Consider the following 15,488-nt stretch of genomic DNA (forward strand, 5'->3'; position numbering starts at 1 on the left):
CCCTCAGGTCTCGACTGTCATTGGCTCCGTCGGCAGCGGCCTCGGCTCCCTCGGCGGCCGGCCGATCACTTCGCGGAGCGCGTCCAGCTCGATGAAGTTGTCGACCTGCCGGCGGACCTCGTCGGCCACCATCGAGGGCTGGGTGCGGGTGCTCGACACCACCGAGACGCGGACGCCCCGGCGCTGCAGGGCGTCGATCAGCGGCTTGAAGTCACCGTCACCGGAGAACAGCACCGCATGGTCGATCCGGGGCGCCAGCTCCAGGGCGTCGACCGCAAGCTCGACGTCCATGTTGCCCTTCACCCGCCGCCGGCCGGTCTGGTCGGTGAACTCCTTGGCGGGCTTGGTCACGACCGTGTAGCCGTTATAGGCCAGCCAGTCGACGAGCGGTCGGATCGGCGAATACTCCTCGGATTCCAGCAGCGCGGTGTAGTAGGCGGCCCTCACGAGCCGGCCCCGGCGCTCGAATTCCTGGCGCACAAGCTTGAAATCAATCTCGAAGCCGAGCGCCTTTGCCGCGGAATGCAGGTTGGCACCGTCGATGAACAGTGCCAGGCGGTCGTCCTTATAGAACATTATGATCCTTTCCTGGGCGCAAGCCTTGACGGTGCCTTGGGGAACACCTCCATGCAAAAGCAAGCTGTCCCGAAACCAGCATACGACAGAGAGGTCAAGCTGCGAACAGCGCTCCTCCTTCTAGGCGGGAATCTTCCGCTGCGTCGGAGGGTTCCCACCGAAACCTTGCGCCAGGCGCTTCGGCTCCTTTCGGACCCGCCGGGGCGCCTGGTGGCGGTCAGCCGCTTCTATCGCAGCCCCGCGCATCCGCCCGGCGCCGGTCCCGATTTCGTCAACGCCGCCGCAGCCTTCGACACCGCGGAAGCGGCGCCGGCGGTTCTGGCGCGGCTGCACCGGATCGAGGAGGCCCTCGGCCGGCGCCGCGATACTGGCCGCTGGGGAGCCAGAGTCATCGACATCGACCTGCTTGCCCTCGGGGACGATGTGCGACCAAATGCCGCAGGTCAGGATCGCTGGCGGGCGCTCAGCGAATCGGATCAGCAGCGACTCACCCCGGAGGAATTGATCCTCCCCCATCCGCGGCTCCAGGATCGCGCCTTCGCCCTTGTGCCGCTGGCCGAAATCGCCCCCCTCTGGGTGCATCCCCGGCTTGGCCTCGACGTGACTTCGATGCTGGCGCGACTGCCGTCGGAGGCGCGCGCGGCGGTGCAACCGCTGACGTGCAAATAGCTTGACAACACCGCCGAGTTCCAGCATGCACCCGTCTTTGCCCCGCCCCGTTCCCGATCCCGAGGTGTTTCATGGCCCGCGTTACGGTCGAAGACTGCGTCGACAAGGTTCCCAACCGCTTCGATCTCGTCATGATCGCCGCCCATCGCGCGCGTGAGATTGCGGCCGGCGCCCCCCTCACCGTGGACCGCGACGACGACAAGAACGCCGTCGTCGCCCTGCGCGAGATCGCCGAGGAGACCCAGCCGGTTGACGACCTGCGCGAGCGCATGATCGTCGCCACCCAGACTCAGGTCGAGGTGGACGAGCCCGAGGACGACACCATGGCCCTCGTCATCGGCGCCGAGATGGACCGTCCGAAGCCCGCCGACGACGAGAACGAGGAGCGGATGCTGCGCATGATGCTCGAGGCGCAGGAGCGCGGCTGACGCCGCAGCGATGGACGGGTCCGGGCCTCACCAGTTCGACGTCGAGGACCTTCTCGCCCTCGTCCGCAACTACAACCCGCGCTGCAATGCCGCCCTGATCCGCGAGGCCTGGGCATACGGCGCGCGGATGCACGAGGGCCAGCTTCGCTACTCGGGCGAGCCCTATTTCACCCATCCGGTCGCCGTCGCCGCCATCCTGACCGAGATGCGGCTCGACGACGCGACGATCGTCACGGCGCTGCTGCACGACGTGATCGAGGACACGCGCTCCACCTGGGAGGAGGTCTCGCGCCTCTTCGGCCGCGAGATCGCCGACCTCGTGGACGGCGTCACCAAGCTGACGAACCTGCAACTCTCCGGCGCGCAGTCGAAGCAGGCCGAGAACTTCCGCAAGCTCTTCATGGCGATGAGCCGCGACCTGCGGGTGATCCTCGTGAAGCTCGCCGACCGTCTGCACAACATGCGCACCATCCGCTCGATGCGGTCGGAGAAGCAGGTCCAGAAGGCGCGCGAGACCATGGACATCTTCGCCCCCCTCGCCGGCCGCATGGGGATGCAGTGGATGCGCGAGGAGCTGGAGGACCTGGCCTTCAAGGTCATCAACCCCGAGGCTCGCAACTCCATCATCCGCCGGTTCTTGACCCTGCAGAAGGCGACCGGCGACGTGATCCCGACGATCACCGCCGACCTGCGCGCGGTGCTGGAGCGCGATGGGATCGAGGCCGACGTCTTCGGCCGCGCCAAGAAGCCCTTCTCGATCTGGCGCAAGATGCAGGAAAAGCAGCTTTCCTTCTCGCGCCTTTCGGACATCTACGGTTTCCGCATCATCACCCGGTCCGAGGCCGACTGCTACAAGACGCTGGGCATCATCCATCAGCGGTGGCGCATGGTGCCGGGGCGGTTCAAGGACTACATCAGCCAGCCCAAGGCGAACGGCTACCGCTCGATCCACACCACCGTCTCGGGGCGCGACGGGACGCGGATCGAGGTGCAGATCCGCACACGGCAGATGCACGAGGTGGCCGAGGCGGGCGTGGCCGCGCACTGGGCCTATCGCGACGGCGTGCCGACGCAGAACCCCTTTGCCGTCGATCCTGGCACCTGGGTCGAGCAGTTGAACGACCGGCTGGGCGAGGAGGACCATGACGCCTTCCTCGAGAACGTGAAGCTCGAGATGTATTCCGACCAGGTGTTCTGCTTCACGCCGAAGGGCGACGTGATCCAGCTGCCGAAAGGGGCGACGCCGATCGACTTCGCCTATGCAATCCACACGCGGATCGGCAATTCCTCGGTCGGCGCCAAGGTGGACGGCATCCGCGTGCCTCTCTGGACCCGGCTCAAGAACGGCCAGTCGGTCGAGGTCATCACCGCCGCCGGCCAGCGGCCGCAGGCGGCCTGGCTCGACATCGTCGAGACCGGCCGCGCCAAGGCCGCGATCCGCCGCAGCCTGCGCGAGGAGGACCGCTCGCGCTTCATCCGCCTCGGGCACGAGCTGGCGCGCGTGGCGTTCGAGCATGTCGGGCGCAAGCTGACCGACAAGGCGCTGAGGACCGCGGCGCGGACCCTGGCGATGCCCGACACCGACGAGTTGCTGGCGCGGATCGGCTCGGCCGAGATCAGCGCGCAGGAGGTGCTGGGTGCGCTCTACCCCGAGCTCGCCCACGCCCCGGCCGAGATCTCCGCCGACCGCGCCGTGGCGGGCCTCGAGGCCGACCAGAGCTTCACCCGCGCCCCCTGCTGCGCCCCCCTGCCGGGCGAGCGCATCGTCGGCATCACCTATCGCGGCAAGGGCGTCGTCATCCACGCCATCGACTGCCCCGTCATGGCCGATTTCGAGGATCAGCCCGACCGCTGGGTGGATCTCCGCTGGCGGGTTGGGCGGCATCCGCCGAGCTATGGCGTGCGGCTGCTGCTGACCATCCGTCACGACGCAGGCGTGCTGGGGCGCATCTGCACGCTGATCGGCAGCCAGGGCGCGAACATCTCGGACCTCGAATTCGTGGACCGCAAGCCCGACTTCTACAAGCTGCGGGTGGAGGTGGAGTTGCGCGACCACGAGCATCTGCACGCGCTGATGACCGCCCTCGAGGCCGAGAGCGACGTCGCCCAGGTGGCCCGCATCCGCGACCCCTCGCTGAAGCCGTGAGCGCGCGCGGCGTTGCCAGGCCGGCGGCGCTCGGCTAGCCCTTCCCCCGTGTTCCGCCGCCGCAAGCCCAAGAGCTATCAGCAGATCGCGCAGGACTTCGTCTATCCGCGCGGCGGCTGGGCGCGTGCCGGGCGCTACCTGCTGCACCGGCTGCGGCGCCTGCCCGACCCGCCCGAGCGCATCGGCCGCGGCGTGGCGGCGGGAATCTACGCCTCCTTCACGCCGCTCTTCGGCGCCCATTTCCTCGCCGCCGCGGCCCTCGGCTGGGCGGTTGGCGGCAATATCCTCGCGGCGCTGCTGGGCACCTCGCTCGGCAACCCGCTGACCTTCCCCTTCATCGCGGTGATCTCGGTCGGGCTCGGCCGCTGGCTCATGGGCGTGCCGGGCGAGGTCAGCCCGCAGGCGGTGATCGGCGAGATCACCCATGCGACGGTCGAACTGTGGCGCAGCTTCGCCAGCCTTGTCGGCCCCGGACCGGCCGAATGGGCGGGGCTGGGGGAGTTCTGGGGCACGATCTTCCTGCCCTACTTCCTCGGCGGCGCCCTGATCGGGCTGCCCGCGGCGGCGGTCGGGTATTACCTGACAGTGCCGGTGGTCCGCGCCTATCAGCGCCGCCGCCTGACCCGCGCCGTGGCCCGCGCCAGGCGGGAGGCGGCGGCACGGGAAGCCGCCGCCGCAGCGCGCGGCAACGAGCGACATTGACCCTTGCCCTCCGCCCGGCGCCTTTGGCATAGTCGCGGCCATGACCCGGACGCGCCCCGCCCCGCTGTCGCCCGCCGCCGCGCCCTGCGGCTGCCTGCGGCTGCGCGCCGATCCTCGCGGTCTCCTGCTTCTCACGCTCCGCTGAGCGGGTCTCCGGGCCGCCGCTCAGCCGAGGCCGCGCCCGGACCGACCGCCCCGCATCCGAGCCTGTGAGAACCGACCGATGACCACCCGAGACCCGAACCGCGTCCTGATCTTCGACACCACGCTGCGCGACGGCGAGCAGTCGCCCGGCGCCACCATGTCCCATGACGAGAAGCTGGAAATCGCCCAGTTGCTCGACGAGATGGGCGTGGACATCATCGAGGCGGGCTTCCCGATCGCCTCCGAGGGCGATTTCGCCGCCGTCTCCGACATCGCGAAGGCCGCGAAGAACTCGGCGGTCTGCGGCCTCGCCCGCGCGCAGCTGCCCGACATCGACCGCGCCTGGGAGGCGATCCGCCACGCCAAGCGCCCGCGCATCCACACCTTCATCGGCACCTCGCCGCTGCACCGCGCGATCCCGAACCTCGACATGGACCAGATGGCCGAGCGGATCGAGCAGACCGTGACCCATGCCCGCAACCTGTGCGAGGACGTGCAGTGGTCGCCGATGGACGCCACCCGGACCGAGCATGACTACCTCTGCCGCGTGGTCGAGATCGCGATCCGCGCGGGCGCCACGACGATCAACATCCCCGACACCGTCGGCTACACCGCGCCGCGCGAATCGGCCGAGCTGATCCGCATGCTGCTGGAACGCGTGCCCGGCGCCGACACGGTGGTCTTTGCCACGCACTGCCATAACGACCTCGGCATGGCCACGGCCAACAGCCTCGCCGCGGTCGAGGCCGGCGCCCGGCAGATCGAATGCACGATCAACGGCCTCGGCGAGCGCGCCGGCAACACCGCACTCGAGGAAGTCGTGATGGCGCTGAAGGTGCGCCACGACATCATGCCGTTCAGCACCGGCATCGACACGACGAAAATCATGGGCCTGTCGCGCCGCGTGGCGCAGGTCTCGGGCTTCGCGGTGCAGTTCAACAAGGCCATCGTCGGCAAGAACGCCTTCCTGCACGAGAGCGGCATCCATCAGGACGGGGTGCTGAAGAACGTCGAGACCTTCGAGATCATGCGCCCCGCCGACATCGGCCTCAACGAGGCCAACATCGCCATGGGCAAGCACTCGGGCCGGGCGGCTCTCAGGGCAAAGCTGAAGGATCTCGGCTACGAGCTGGGGGACAACCAGCTCAAGGATGTGTTCGTGCGGTTCAAGGCCTTGGCCGACCGCAAGAAGGAGGTCTATGACGACGACCTCGTGGCGCTGATGCAGGACAGCACGGCCAACACCGACAGCGACTATCTGCAGGTCAGAAAGCTGCGCGTCGTCTGCGGCGGGGGCGAGCCGGCGACCGCGACGCTGACGATGGTCGTGGGCGACGAGGAAAAGACCGTCGAGAAGCAGGGCGACGGCCCGGTCGACGCGGCCTTCGCCTGCGTGAACGCGCTCTTCGAGCATGACGCCACGCTGCAACTCTACCAGGTCCATGCCGTGACCGAGGGCACCGACGCGCAGGCGACGGTCAGCGTCCGGCTGGAGGAGGAGGGCCGCATCGCCACCGGGCAGGCGGCCGACACCGACACGATCCTCGCCAGCGTCAAGGCCTATGTCGGCGCGCTGAACCGCCTGCGGGTGCGGCGCGAGAAGACCGCCCCCGACGCCGACACGCGCGCGATCAGCATGTATTCGCACTGACTCACCGCCCCGCCCATCCGAGGCGGGGCGGCAGTTACACCTTTTCGGTCTCCATTCCGGCGTCGACCAGATCCTTGAAGCCGCCCAGATTGTAGACGCGCCCGTAGCCCATCTCGGACAACGTCTTGCCCGCCAGCGCCGCGCGCCCGCCCGAGCCGCAGTAAAGGATCACAGGGCGGGCGCTGTCGAACTCCGCGTTGTGATACTTGCTTTCGCGGTCGGCGCGGAACTCCAGCATCCCGCGCGGCACCGCGACTGCGCCCTTGACCTTGCCCGTCTGCGCGATCTCCTCGCTGCCGCGCAGGTCCACGACGAGCGCGCTCTCCTCGCGCATCAGGGCCCGCGCCTTGTCGGGTCCGATCTTCGGCACGACCGCGTTCGCGGCATCCAGCATCTGCTGAACCGTTTTGGCCATCTCTCCGCCCTCCCTCGTCGCCGGATGCCCGGCCGCCCGAGCATATCACAACCGCGGCCGCTTCGCGCCCATGCCCCGCGTCAGGGGTTCCCCGGCAAGCGGCGCGCAACTATACCCCGTCAACGGCGCGCGAGAGGCGACTCAGCCGCCCAAGCCATCAGCCCGGACATACCGGCAGCGAAGGGACACTCACGGCATGGCGTTCGGCGGCCTCTTTTCGACGGATATCGCAATCGACCTCGGGACGGCGAACACGCTGATCTACGTCAAGGGCAAGGGCATCATCCTCAACGAGCCCTCGGTCGTGGCCTATCACGTCAAGGACGGCAAGAAGCAGGTGCTGGCCGTCGGCGAGGACGCCAAGCTGATGCTGGGCCGCACGCCCGGCAGCATCGAGGCGATCCGGCCGATGCGCGACGGCGTCATCGCCGACTTCGACAGCGCCGAGGAGATGATCAAGCACTTCATCCGCAAGGTGTTCCGCCGCACCACCTTCTCGAAGCCGAAGATCATCGTCTGCGTCCCCCACGGCGCCACCCCGGTCGAGAAGCGGGCCATCCGCCAGTCGGTCCTCTCGGCCGGCGCCCGCAAGGCGGGACTGATCGCGGAGCCGATCGCGGCCGCCATCGGCGCGGGCATGCCGATCACCGAGCCGACCGGCAGCATGGTCGTCGACATCGGTGGCGGCACCACCGAGGTGGCAGTGCTGTCGCTCGGCGACATCGTCTATGCCCGCTCGGTCCGCATCGGCGGCGACCGCATGGACGAGGCGATCATCAACTACCTGCGCCGCAACCATAACCTGCTCGTGGGCGAGCAGACGGCCGAGCGGATCAAGACCTCGATCGGCACCGCCCGGATGCCCGACGACGCCCGCGGGGCCACCATGATGGTGCGCGGCCGCGACCTGCTGAACGGCGTGCCGAAGGAGCTGGAGATCACGCAGGGCATGATAGCCGACGCGCTGGCCGAGCCGGTGCAGGCGATCTGCGAGGCGGTGATGATCGCCCTCGAATCGACACCTCCCGACCTCGGGGCCGACATCGTGGACCGCGGCGTGATGCTGACCGGCGGCGGCGCGATGCTGGGCGAGCTCGACCTCGCGCTGCGCGAGCAGACCGGGCTGATGATCTCGCTGGCCGACCAGCCGATGAGCTGCGTGGCCCTCGGCACCGGCAAGGCGCTGGAATACGAAAAGCAGCTGCGACACGTCATCGACTACGACAGCTGAACCCGTGGCGCGCAGGCGGTATGACTTCGCGACGCCGGTGCGCCGCGTCCTCGTGGCGCTGCTGGTCCTCGTGCTGCTGGGACTGTTCCTCGTCTGGCGCATCGACAGCCCGCGCGCCGAGGCGATGCGGACCGCCTTCATCGACCGCTTCGTGCCCTCGTTCCAATGGGCGCTGCTGCCGGTCGCCCGTGCCACCGACATGGTCGCGGGCTTCCAGTCCTATGCCCGCCTCTACGAGCAGAACCAGGAACTCAGGCGCGAGCTGCAGAAGATGGCCGCCTGGCGCGAGGCGGCCATCCAGCTCGAGCAGGAGAACGCCAAGCTGCTGGCGCAGAACAGCGTCCGCCTCGATCCGGCGCTGACGGCGCTCTCGGGCGTGGTGCTGGCCGACTCGGGCTCCGCCTTCCGGCAGTCGGTGCTGCTGAACGTGGGCGCGCGGGACGGGGTGCTGGACGGCTGGGCGACGATGGACGGCCTCGGCCTCGTCGGCCGCATCGCCGGCGTGGGCGAGCGCACGAGCCGGGTGATGCTGCTGACCGACCCCTCCTCGCGGCTGCCGGTAACGATCCAGCCCTCGGGCCAGCACGCGCTGCTGACCGGCGACAACACGCCCTACCCCGCCCTCGACTTCATCGAGCGGCCCGAGGACGTGCGCCCCGGCGACCGCGTGGTCAGCTCCGGCGACGGCGGCGTGTTCCCGGCAGGTCTCCCGGTCGGGCAGGTGGCGCAGGCGACGGACGGTCGGCTCCGGGTGCGGATGGCTGCGGACTACGGCCGGCTCGAATTCCTGCGCGTCCTGCGCTCGCACCCGGCCGAAGCCATCGCCGACAGCGGCAACATCATCGTGCCCGAGGGCGGCGGCTTCATCGGCCCGGTGCAGCCGGCGCTCGCGCCGGGCGCGCCATGATCGGCCCGGCCCACCGCCGCCGCCTCATCGGCCGCTCGGTCTTCATCGGTCTGGCGCTGCTGCTCCTCTTCGCGCGGCTTCTGCCGATCAGCCCCGGCCATGTCGCTACGCCCGGCCCCGACCTGCTCCTCTGCCTCACCCTCGCCTGGGTGCTGCGCCGCCCCGATCAGGTGCCGGTGCTGCTGATCGCCGCGACGATCCTGCTGGAGGACGTGCTGCTGATGCGCCCGGTCGGCCTCTGGGCCGCGGTCGTCGTCATGGGCTCCGAGGCCGCCCGCGCGCGCGAGGCCCGTTGGCGCGAGCAGCCCTTCATGGTTGAATGGCTGCGCGTGGCGCTGCTGCTGGCGGCGATGATGCTGGGCTGCCGGCTGGCGATGGCGCTGTTCCTGGTGCCGCAGCCGCCCTTGGGCCAGGTCGCGCTGCATCTGCTGGCGACGGTCGCGGCCTATCCGCCGGTGGTGCTGGCCGCGCATCTGCTGGGGCTGCGGCGTCCGGCGCCGGGCGAGGGGGAGGCGGTGGGTTACTGATGCGGAAGTCGCCGAAGGACATCGTCGACAGCACCCGGATCATCACCCGGCGCGGGCTGATGCTGGGCGGCATCCAGCTGTCGGTGGCCGCCGCGCTCGGGCTGCGGATGCGCACGATGCAGCTCGACCGGGCGGAGGAATACCGGCTGCTCTCGGACGGCAACTCGATCAAGATCCGCCTGCTGCCGCCCGCGCGCGGGCTGATCCTGGACCGCGCGGGCGTCGTGATCGCCGGCAACGAGGCCAACTACCGCGTCACGATCACCCGCGAGGAGGCGGGCGACGTCGAGCAGGTGATCGACCGCCTCTCGAACCTGGTCCCGATTTCCGCGACCGAGAAGCAGGCGCTGCTGGACGAGATCGCCAGACGCACGCCCTCGACCCCCGTCGCCGTGCGCGACCGCCTCAGCTGGGAGGAGTTCGCCGCCATCGCCGTCAACGCCCCCTCGCTGCCCGGCGTGACGCCCGAGGCGGGGCTGAGCCGGGTCTATCCCTTCGGCGCCGATTTCGCCCACATGATGGGCTATGTCGGCCCGGTCTCCGATTACGACCTGTCGAAGATGGACGAGCCGGACCCGGTCCTGCTGCTGCCCGAGTTCCAGTTCGGCAAGGTCGGCTTCGAGAACAAGTGGGAAGACGTCCTGCGCGGCCGCGCCGGGTCGCGCCGGGTCGAGGTCAACAGCGCCGGGCGCGAGATGCGCGAACTGGGCCGGGTCGAGGGCCAGCAGGGCGGCACCGTGCAGATGACCGTGGACGCGGCGCTGCAGAACTACACCGCCCAGCGGCTGGGCACCGAGAGCGCCGCGGCCATCGCCATCGACGTGCAGACCGGCGACCTGCTGGCCATCGCCTCCTCGCCGGGCTTCGACCCGAACCTCTTCGTGCGCGGGATTTCCTCGGCCGACTACAAGGCGCTGACCGAACACGACCACCGCCCGCTGGCCGACAAGACCGTGCAGGGCGTCTATCCGCCTGGCTCGACCTTCAAGATGGTGCCGCTGCTGGCGGGCCTCGAATCCGGGATCATCAAGCCCGGCGACCATTTCTACTGCCCCGGCCACCTCACCGCCGGCGGGCGGCGCTTTCACTGCTGGCGCCGCGGCGGGCATGGCAGCGTCGGCGTCAAGGCCAGCCTCGAGCAGTCCTGCGACGTGTTCTACTACGAGCTGGCGCAGAAGGTCGGCATCGACCGCATCGCCGAGATGGCGCGCCGCTTCGGCATCGGCGTCCGGCACGAGCTGCCGATGTCGGCGGTGGCCGAGGGTATCGCGCCGGACCGCGCCTGGAAGCAGGCCCGCTATGGCGAGGACTGGCAGGTGGGCGATTCGATCAACGCCTCGATCGGGCAGGGCTATGTGCTGGCCTCGCCGCTGCAACTGGCGGTGATGGCCGCGCGCATCGCCTCGGGCCGCGCGGTCGAGCCGCGGCTGGTCCGCGCCGTGGACGGGGTGCCGGTGCCGGTGCCGGAGTTTCCCGACCTCGGGATCGACCCGGCGAACCTCAAGCTCGCCCGTGACGGCATGGACGCGGTGATGAACGGCGGCGCGGGCACCGCCGGAAGCTCGCGCATCGTGCGCGCGGAGTGGCGCATGGCGGGCAAGACCGGCACCAGCCAGGTCCGCAACATCACCGCGGCCGAGCGCGCCCGCGGCGTCATCCGCAACGACCAGCTTCCCTGGAACCGCCGCGACCACGCGCTTTTCGTCTGCTACGCGCCCTTCGACGCGCCGCGTATCGCCGTCGCCGTGGTGGTCGAGCATGGCGGCGGCGGCTCGGCCGTGGCGGCCCCCGTCGCCCGCGACATCCTGCTGTTTGCGCTCGCTGGCGGCATGCCGCCGCTCGACGCCTACCCCGAGGGACAGCGCGGCCGCATCGAGGAGGAGCGCAAGAAGCTCCGCCTCGCCCCCACCACCCTCGCCGCCGAGCCGCGCGGCGTCTCGCGCGCCTGAGCCATGAGCTATCTCAACTATCAGGTCACGACGACACCGACCGGGATCCGCAAGATCCTGTATCTGAACTGGCCGCTGGTCTTTCTCATCATCGCGGTGTCCGCGACCGGGTTCCTGATGCTCTACTCGGTCGGCGGCGGCGACGTCTCCCGCTGGGCGCAGCCGCAGATGGAGCGGTTCGCCATCGGCATGGTGGCGATGTTCGCGCTCGCCTTCGTGCCGATCTGGTTCTGGCGCAGCATCGCCATCCCGGCCTACGTCATCAGCCTGGCTCTGCTGGTCGCCGTGGACGCCATCGGCCACACGACCATGGGCGCGCAGCGCTGGCTCGACCTCGGGCCGATTCGGCTGCAACCGTCCGAGATGATGAAGGTCTCGCTCGTGCTGATGCTCGCGGCCTATTACGACTGGCTCGACATCGGCAAGGTCTCGCGGCCGTTCTGGGTGCTGATCCCGATCCTGCTGATCCTGATCCCGACCGGCCTCGTGGTGATCCAGCCCGACCTTGGGACCGCGATCATGCTGACGCTGGGCGGCGCCTTCACCGCCTTCGCCGCGGGGGTGAGCGTCTGGTATTTCATCGTGATCTTCGCGGCAGGCGGCGGCGTGGTCTATGCCGTGCTGGCGAGCCGCGGCACGCCTTGGCAACTCCTCCACGACTACCAGTTCCGCCGCATCGACACCTTCCTCGACCCGACCACCGATCCGCTCGGCGCGGGCTACAACATCACCCAGGCGCAGATCGCCCTCGGCTCCGGCGGCTGGTCGGGGCGCGGCTTCATGCAGGGGACGCAGAGCCGCCTCAACTTCCTGCCCGAGAAGCACACCGACTTCATCTTCACCACGCTGGCCGAGGAGTTCGGCTTCATCGGGGCCTTCTCGCTGCTGACGCTTTACGTGCTGATCCTCGGCTTCTGCCTGCATTCGGCGCTGACCAACCGCGACCGCTTCGCCTCGCTGCTGACGATCGGCATCGCCTCGACCTTCTTCCTCTACTTCGCCGTCAACATGGGCATGGTGATGGGGCTGCTGCCGGTGGTGGGGGTGCCCTTGCCGATGGTCAGCTACGGTGGCACCCAGCTGATGATCCTGCTGATGGCCTTCGGCATGGTCCAGTCCGCCCATGTCCACCGTCCCCGCTGAGGAGTTTTCCATGCTGACCGTCCTCTGGGCCGCGCGCCCCGACCGCTGGCCCGCGTGGGAGGCCCCCCTGGAGCGCGAACTCGCCGGACTGGCGCGGATCGTCCACGAGGCACCGGAGCCGGAGGCGATCGACGCCATCATCTACGCCCCGAATGCGCGCTTCTCGGACTTCAGCCCCTACACCCGCGCCGGGCTGGTCCAGTCTCTCTGGGCGGGGGTGGAGCGGATCGTCGGCAACGGGACCCTGACTCAGCCGCTCGCGCGGATGGTCGATCCGGGGCTGACGGATGGGATGGTGGAATACTGCCTCGGCTGGGCGATGCGCTTCCACCTCGGCATGGACCGCTACGCGCAGGATGGCGCATGGCGCAACGCGCTGATCCCGCCTCTCGCGCGCGAGCGGCGGGTGACGGTTCTCGGCGCCGGCGCTCTCGGCGCTCCGGTGGCGCGGCGGCTGGCGCAGGTGGGCTTCGACACCGCGGTCTGGTCCGCCTCCGGGCGCGAGGTCGAGGGGCTGACGGTGATCGGCGGCGAGAAGGGCCTGCCGGAGGCGCTCGGCCGGGCCGAAATCCTGGTGACGCTGCTGCCCGACACGCCCGAGACGCGCGACCTGCTCGACTCCCACCGGCTGGCGATGCTGCCCGCGGGCGCCGCCATCGTGAACCCCGGCCGCGGCACGCTGATCGAGGATGCGGCGCTGATCGCGGCGCTCGACTCGGGGCAGGTCGGCCATGCCGTGCTGGACGTGTTCCGCACCGAGCCGCTGCCGCCCGGCCATGCCTTCTGGTCCCACCCCCGCGTCTTCGTCACGCCCCATATCGCGGCCGAGACGCGGCCCTCGAGCGCCGCGGCGGTCGTGGCCGAGAACCTGCGGCGCCTGCGCGATGGGCGGCCGTTCCTGCATCTGGTGGACCGGACGCGGGGCTATTGAGGCGGCGGGGCTTTCCCGGCGCAGGGGGATCGCCTATCACCGGGCAAACACGCCCCGGGGGACGGCCATGACCAGACCAACGCTCGCGCTCGGCCTCCTGTCGGTGCTCGTCCTCGCGGGTTGCGGCGACTCGGGGCTGAACCCCTTGCGCTGGTTCGGCGGCGGGCAGTCGGCGGGGCCGACGACGCTGACGCCCGAGGGCGGCTACGTCAGCGCGGACCCGCGCCAGCCCTTCCCGCGCGTGACCGGCGCCAGCTGGGAGCCGACGGCCAATGGCCGGATGCTGGTCGTGACCGGCGTTCCGCCGACCAAGGGCTGGTGGGACCCGGCGCTCATCGGCGAGGCGCCGGGGCGCCGGGTGGCGCCCGACGCGGACGGCAGCCTGCGCCTGGTCTTTGTGGCCTCGCCGCCTTTGCCGGGCAGCCCCGAGACTGCGATGGCCGCCGATCCGCGCGCCGACACGATCACCGTCGCGCGCAGTTTCACCAACACCGAGCTTGCCGGGATCAGCCAGGTCGTCGTCAGCGGCGCGGGGCAGAGCCTGACGCTCCGCCCCTGAGGTCAGCCGGTCGGGCGGGCATAGGTCCAGGTCGGCACGCGCGCGTTGCGGGCGACCGACCAGCTCTCGGCGTCGCCAAGATATTCAAAGCCGCAATTCGTCAGCACGCGGGCCGAGCCGGGGTTGTCCTGGAACGCCTCGGCCACGAACGAGACGCAGCCGCGCGGGTTGGCGCGGATCAGCCCCTCGACCGCCTCGGTGGCAAAGCCGGTGTTCCAGAAGCCGGGGCCGATCCAGAACTCCAGCTCGCACTGGCCCGGCGCCACCCGGCTCAGCGTGACGACGCCCAGCAGCTCCGCCAGCTGCGCCTCGCTGCCGTCGATGGCCCAGGCGACGGTCCTGCCCTCGCGGCCCTCGGCCTGAAGCCGGGCGACATAGGCCTCGGCGGCGCCGGGGGGCAGCGGATGGGGGATGCTTCGGGTGCCGTCGGCCAGCCGCTTGTCGCCGGTATAGAGCGCTATCAGCCCCGCGTCCGAGCGGCGCAGCGGCCGCAGCACGAGACGCTCGGTGCGGATCAGCTCGTCGCCCTCCGCCGGGGGCAGCCGGTCGTCATTGTCGTTCCGGGAGGTGGCGGGCCGCAATGCAGGCATTGACATTTCCTTAATGAAATGAGCGCCGGATACGGAAAGGGCCGGCTCGGCGCCGGCCCTCGTAAAACTGGGTCGTGCGCCGTGCTTACTCAGCCGCGATTGCGGGCGCAGTCACGGAAATGAAGGTGCGGCCCTTGAGGCCCTTGCGGAAGCTGATCTGGCCATCGGTCAGCGCAAACAGCGTGTGGTCCTTGCCCATGCCGACATTCTCGCCCGGCCACCACTTGGTGCCGCGCTGACGGACGATGATGTTGCCGGCGATGGCCTCCTGGCCGCCGAACAGCTTGACGCCGAGGCGGCGGCCGGCCGAATCGCGGCCGTTGCGGGACGAGCCGCCTGCTTTCTTGTGTGCCATGGGATCAGACCTCCGAGGCGGTGTTCTGCGGTGCCGCGGTCGCGGCGGTGGTTTCGGTTTCGGCCGGCTTCTCGCCCGCCGCGCCCGAGGCGACGCGGCGCGACATTTCGGGCTGTTCCGTGCGGTTGAGGGCGAAGCGGTCGGTGCCCGGCGCGGTGCGGGTCACGTCGGCCTCGCCGGCGCGGCGCGCGGCGCGGGTGCCGGTCGCCACCGCGACATCGGTGCGCTCGGCGCCGGATTCAAGCACGTCCGTCACGCGCAGCAGCGTCAACTGCTGGCGGTGGCCGCGGGTCCGCTGCGAGCTGTGCTTGCGGCGGCGCTTGTGGAAGGTGATGACCTTGTCGGCCTTGATCTGGTCGAGGACCTCGGCCTGCACGCAGGCGCCCGACACCAGCGGGCTGCCGATGGTCGAGCCGACCATCAGGATATCGTTGAACTGGACCGTGTCGCCAGCCGCGGCATTCAGCTTCTCGACGCGCAGCACGTCGCCGGGCTGGACGCGGTACTGCTTGCCGCCGGTCTTGAGAATCGCGAACATCTCGCCTCGATCTTTCTTCTCTGCCGC

At 70.0% G+C, this 15,488-nt stretch carries 16 protein-coding genes and 1 pseudogene; 12 read left to right on the forward strand and 5 right to left on the reverse strand.

All coding sequences use genetic code 11. The features are described 5' to 3' along the window. Positions 1–3 precede the first annotated feature (3 nt). Positions 4–576 carry an NYN domain-containing protein gene (locus GI374_RS03820; RefSeq protein ID WP_154335695.1) on the reverse strand — a complete coding sequence of 191 codons (573 nt, stop codon included), beginning with the start codon at positions 574–576 and terminating at the stop codon, positions 4–6. Between the two features lie 99 nt (positions 577–675). Between GI374_RS03820 and folK the strand changes: the two genes are divergently transcribed. The 5 genes from folK (at position 676) to GI374_RS03845 (ending at position 6,316) form a co-directional block, all read left to right on the forward strand. Further along, the gene (gene folK / locus GI374_RS03825) at positions 676–1,245 is read left to right on the forward strand and encodes a 2-amino-4-hydroxy-6-hydroxymethyldihydropteridine diphosphokinase (RefSeq protein WP_370515160.1); all 570 of its coding nucleotides are present in this window, start codon (positions 676–678) and stop codon (positions 1,243–1,245) included. Between the two features lie 71 nt (positions 1,246–1,316). Continuing rightward, positions 1,317–1,673: a DNA-directed RNA polymerase subunit omega gene (gene rpoZ, locus GI374_RS03830; protein WP_154335697.1), complete on the forward strand. Its 357-nt coding sequence runs from the start codon at positions 1,317–1,319 to the stop codon at positions 1,671–1,673. Between the two features lie 10 nt (positions 1,674–1,683). Further along, positions 1,684–3,819 (forward strand): bifunctional (p)ppGpp synthetase/guanosine-3',5'-bis(diphosphate) 3'-pyrophosphohydrolase, encoded by a 2,136-nt coding sequence (locus tag GI374_RS03835; RefSeq protein WP_154335698.1) that lies wholly within the window; start codon positions 1,684–1,686, stop codon positions 3,817–3,819. A gap of 48 nt (positions 3,820–3,867) precedes the next feature. Continuing rightward, positions 3,868–4,521, forward strand: a complete 654-nt coding sequence (locus tag GI374_RS03840; RefSeq protein ID WP_370515128.1) for a DUF2062 domain-containing protein — start codon at positions 3,868–3,870, stop codon at positions 4,519–4,521. A 223-nt stretch (positions 4,522–4,744) separates the two neighbouring features. Next, positions 4,745–6,316: a 2-isopropylmalate synthase gene (locus GI374_RS03845; protein WP_154335700.1), complete on the forward strand. Its 1,572-nt coding sequence runs from the start codon at positions 4,745–4,747 to the stop codon at positions 6,314–6,316. A gap of 34 nt (positions 6,317–6,350) precedes the next feature. On the opposite strand, the gene GI374_RS03850 is transcribed toward GI374_RS03845, so the two are convergent. After that, positions 6,351–6,731, reverse strand: coding sequence for a rhodanese-like domain-containing protein (locus tag GI374_RS03850; protein WP_154335701.1), 381 nt, complete (start codon positions 6,729–6,731; stop codon positions 6,351–6,353). A gap of 196 nt (positions 6,732–6,927) precedes the next feature. Here GI374_RS03850 and GI374_RS03855 point away from each other — a divergent pair, with 196 nt between their 5' ends. The 7 genes from GI374_RS03855 to GI374_RS03885 all read left to right on the forward strand — a co-directional run bounded on the left by GI374_RS03855 (position 6,928) and on the right by GI374_RS03885 (position 13,978). Next, positions 6,928–7,962 (forward strand): rod shape-determining protein, encoded by a 1,035-nt coding sequence (locus GI374_RS03855; protein ID WP_154335702.1) that lies wholly within the window; start codon positions 6,928–6,930, stop codon positions 7,960–7,962. A gap of 4 nt (positions 7,963–7,966) precedes the next feature. After that, positions 7,967–8,869, forward strand: a complete 903-nt coding sequence (gene mreC, locus GI374_RS03860; protein WP_370515129.1) for a rod shape-determining protein MreC — start codon at positions 7,967–7,969, stop codon at positions 8,867–8,869. After that, positions 8,866–9,396, forward strand: coding sequence for a rod shape-determining protein MreD (locus tag GI374_RS03865; protein WP_154335703.1), 531 nt, complete (start codon positions 8,866–8,868; stop codon positions 9,394–9,396). The genes mreC and GI374_RS03865 overlap by 4 nt, the downstream gene beginning before the upstream one ends. Beyond that, on the forward strand, positions 9,396–11,345 hold the full coding sequence (gene mrdA, locus GI374_RS03870) for a penicillin-binding protein 2 (RefSeq protein WP_154335704.1): 1,950 nt from the start codon (positions 9,396–9,398) through the stop codon (positions 11,343–11,345). Before GI374_RS03865 ends, mrdA begins: the two co-directional genes overlap by 1 nt. A gap of 3 nt (positions 11,346–11,348) precedes the next feature. Then, positions 11,349–12,488 (forward strand): rod shape-determining protein RodA, encoded by a 1,140-nt coding sequence (rodA, locus tag GI374_RS03875; RefSeq protein WP_154335705.1) that lies wholly within the window; start codon positions 11,349–11,351, stop codon positions 12,486–12,488. Positions 12,489–12,498: 10 nt separating this feature from the next. After that, positions 12,499–13,419, forward strand: a complete 921-nt coding sequence (locus GI374_RS03880) for a glyoxylate/hydroxypyruvate reductase A (RefSeq protein ID WP_154335706.1) — start codon at positions 12,499–12,501, stop codon at positions 13,417–13,419. A 67-nt stretch (positions 13,420–13,486) separates the two neighbouring features. Next, a complete protein-coding gene (locus tag GI374_RS03885) occupies positions 13,487–13,978 on the forward strand; it encodes a hypothetical protein (RefSeq protein ID WP_154335707.1) in 492 nt (163 codons plus the stop codon). A 2-nt stretch (positions 13,979–13,980) separates the two neighbouring features. On the opposite strand, the gene GI374_RS03890 is transcribed toward GI374_RS03885, so the two are convergent. From GI374_RS03890 to rplU, 3 genes and pseudogenes are all read right to left on the reverse strand, one after another. Then, positions 13,981–14,568, reverse strand: a complete 588-nt coding sequence (locus GI374_RS03890; protein ID WP_229582591.1) for a GNAT family N-acetyltransferase — start codon at positions 14,566–14,568, stop codon at positions 13,981–13,983. A gap of 85 nt (positions 14,569–14,653) precedes the next feature. After that, the gene (gene rpmA / locus GI374_RS03895) at positions 14,654–14,923 is read right to left on the reverse strand and encodes a 50S ribosomal protein L27 (RefSeq protein ID WP_154335709.1); all 270 of its coding nucleotides are present in this window, start codon (positions 14,921–14,923) and stop codon (positions 14,654–14,656) included. A 178-nt stretch (positions 14,924–15,101) separates the two neighbouring features. Next, a pseudogene (rplU, locus tag GI374_RS03900) lies at positions 15,102–15,461 on the reverse strand (50S ribosomal protein L21); the annotation flags it as partial. Positions 15,462–15,488 lie beyond the last annotated feature (27 nt).

Source organism: Paracoccus sp. S-4012 (genome assembly GCF_009674885.1).
Taxonomy (GTDB): Bacteria; Pseudomonadota; Alphaproteobacteria; order Rhodobacterales; family Rhodobacteraceae; genus Paracoccus.

Excerpts from the sequence above, each read along its gene's own strand:
- GI374_RS03820 (WP_154335695.1), bottom strand. The coding sequence starts at position 576 with ATGTTCTATAAGGACGACCGCCTGGCACTGTTCATCGACGGTGCCAAC.
- rpoZ (WP_154335697.1), top strand. The coding sequence starts at position 1,317 with ATGGCCCGCGTTACGGTCGAAGACTGCGTCGACAAGGTTCCCAACCGC.
- GI374_RS03835 (WP_154335698.1), top strand. The coding sequence starts at position 1,684 with ATGGACGGGTCCGGGCCTCACCAGTTCGACGTCGAGGACCTTCTCGCC.
- GI374_RS03845 (WP_154335700.1), top strand. The coding sequence starts at position 4,745 with ATGACCACCCGAGACCCGAACCGCGTCCTGATCTTCGACACCACGCTG.
- GI374_RS03850 (WP_154335701.1), bottom strand. The coding sequence starts at position 6,731 with ATGGCCAAAACGGTTCAGCAGATGCTGGATGCCGCGAACGCGGTCGTG.
- GI374_RS03855 (WP_154335702.1), top strand. The coding sequence starts at position 6,928 with ATGGCGTTCGGCGGCCTCTTTTCGACGGATATCGCAATCGACCTCGGG.
- GI374_RS03865 (WP_154335703.1), top strand. The coding sequence starts at position 8,866 with ATGATCGGCCCGGCCCACCGCCGCCGCCTCATCGGCCGCTCGGTCTTC.
- mrdA (WP_154335704.1), top strand. The coding sequence starts at position 9,396 with ATGCGGAAGTCGCCGAAGGACATCGTCGACAGCACCCGGATCATCACC.
- rodA (WP_154335705.1), top strand. The coding sequence starts at position 11,349 with ATGAGCTATCTCAACTATCAGGTCACGACGACACCGACCGGGATCCGC.
- GI374_RS03880 (WP_154335706.1), top strand. The coding sequence starts at position 12,499 with ATGCTGACCGTCCTCTGGGCCGCGCGCCCCGACCGCTGGCCCGCGTGG.
- GI374_RS03885 (WP_154335707.1), top strand. The coding sequence starts at position 13,487 with ATGACCAGACCAACGCTCGCGCTCGGCCTCCTGTCGGTGCTCGTCCTC.
- GI374_RS03890 (WP_229582591.1), bottom strand. The coding sequence starts at position 14,568 with ATGCCTGCATTGCGGCCCGCCACCTCCCGGAACGACAATGACGACCGG.
- rpmA (WP_154335709.1), bottom strand. The coding sequence starts at position 14,923 with ATGGCACACAAGAAAGCAGGCGGCTCGTCCCGCAACGGCCGCGATTCG.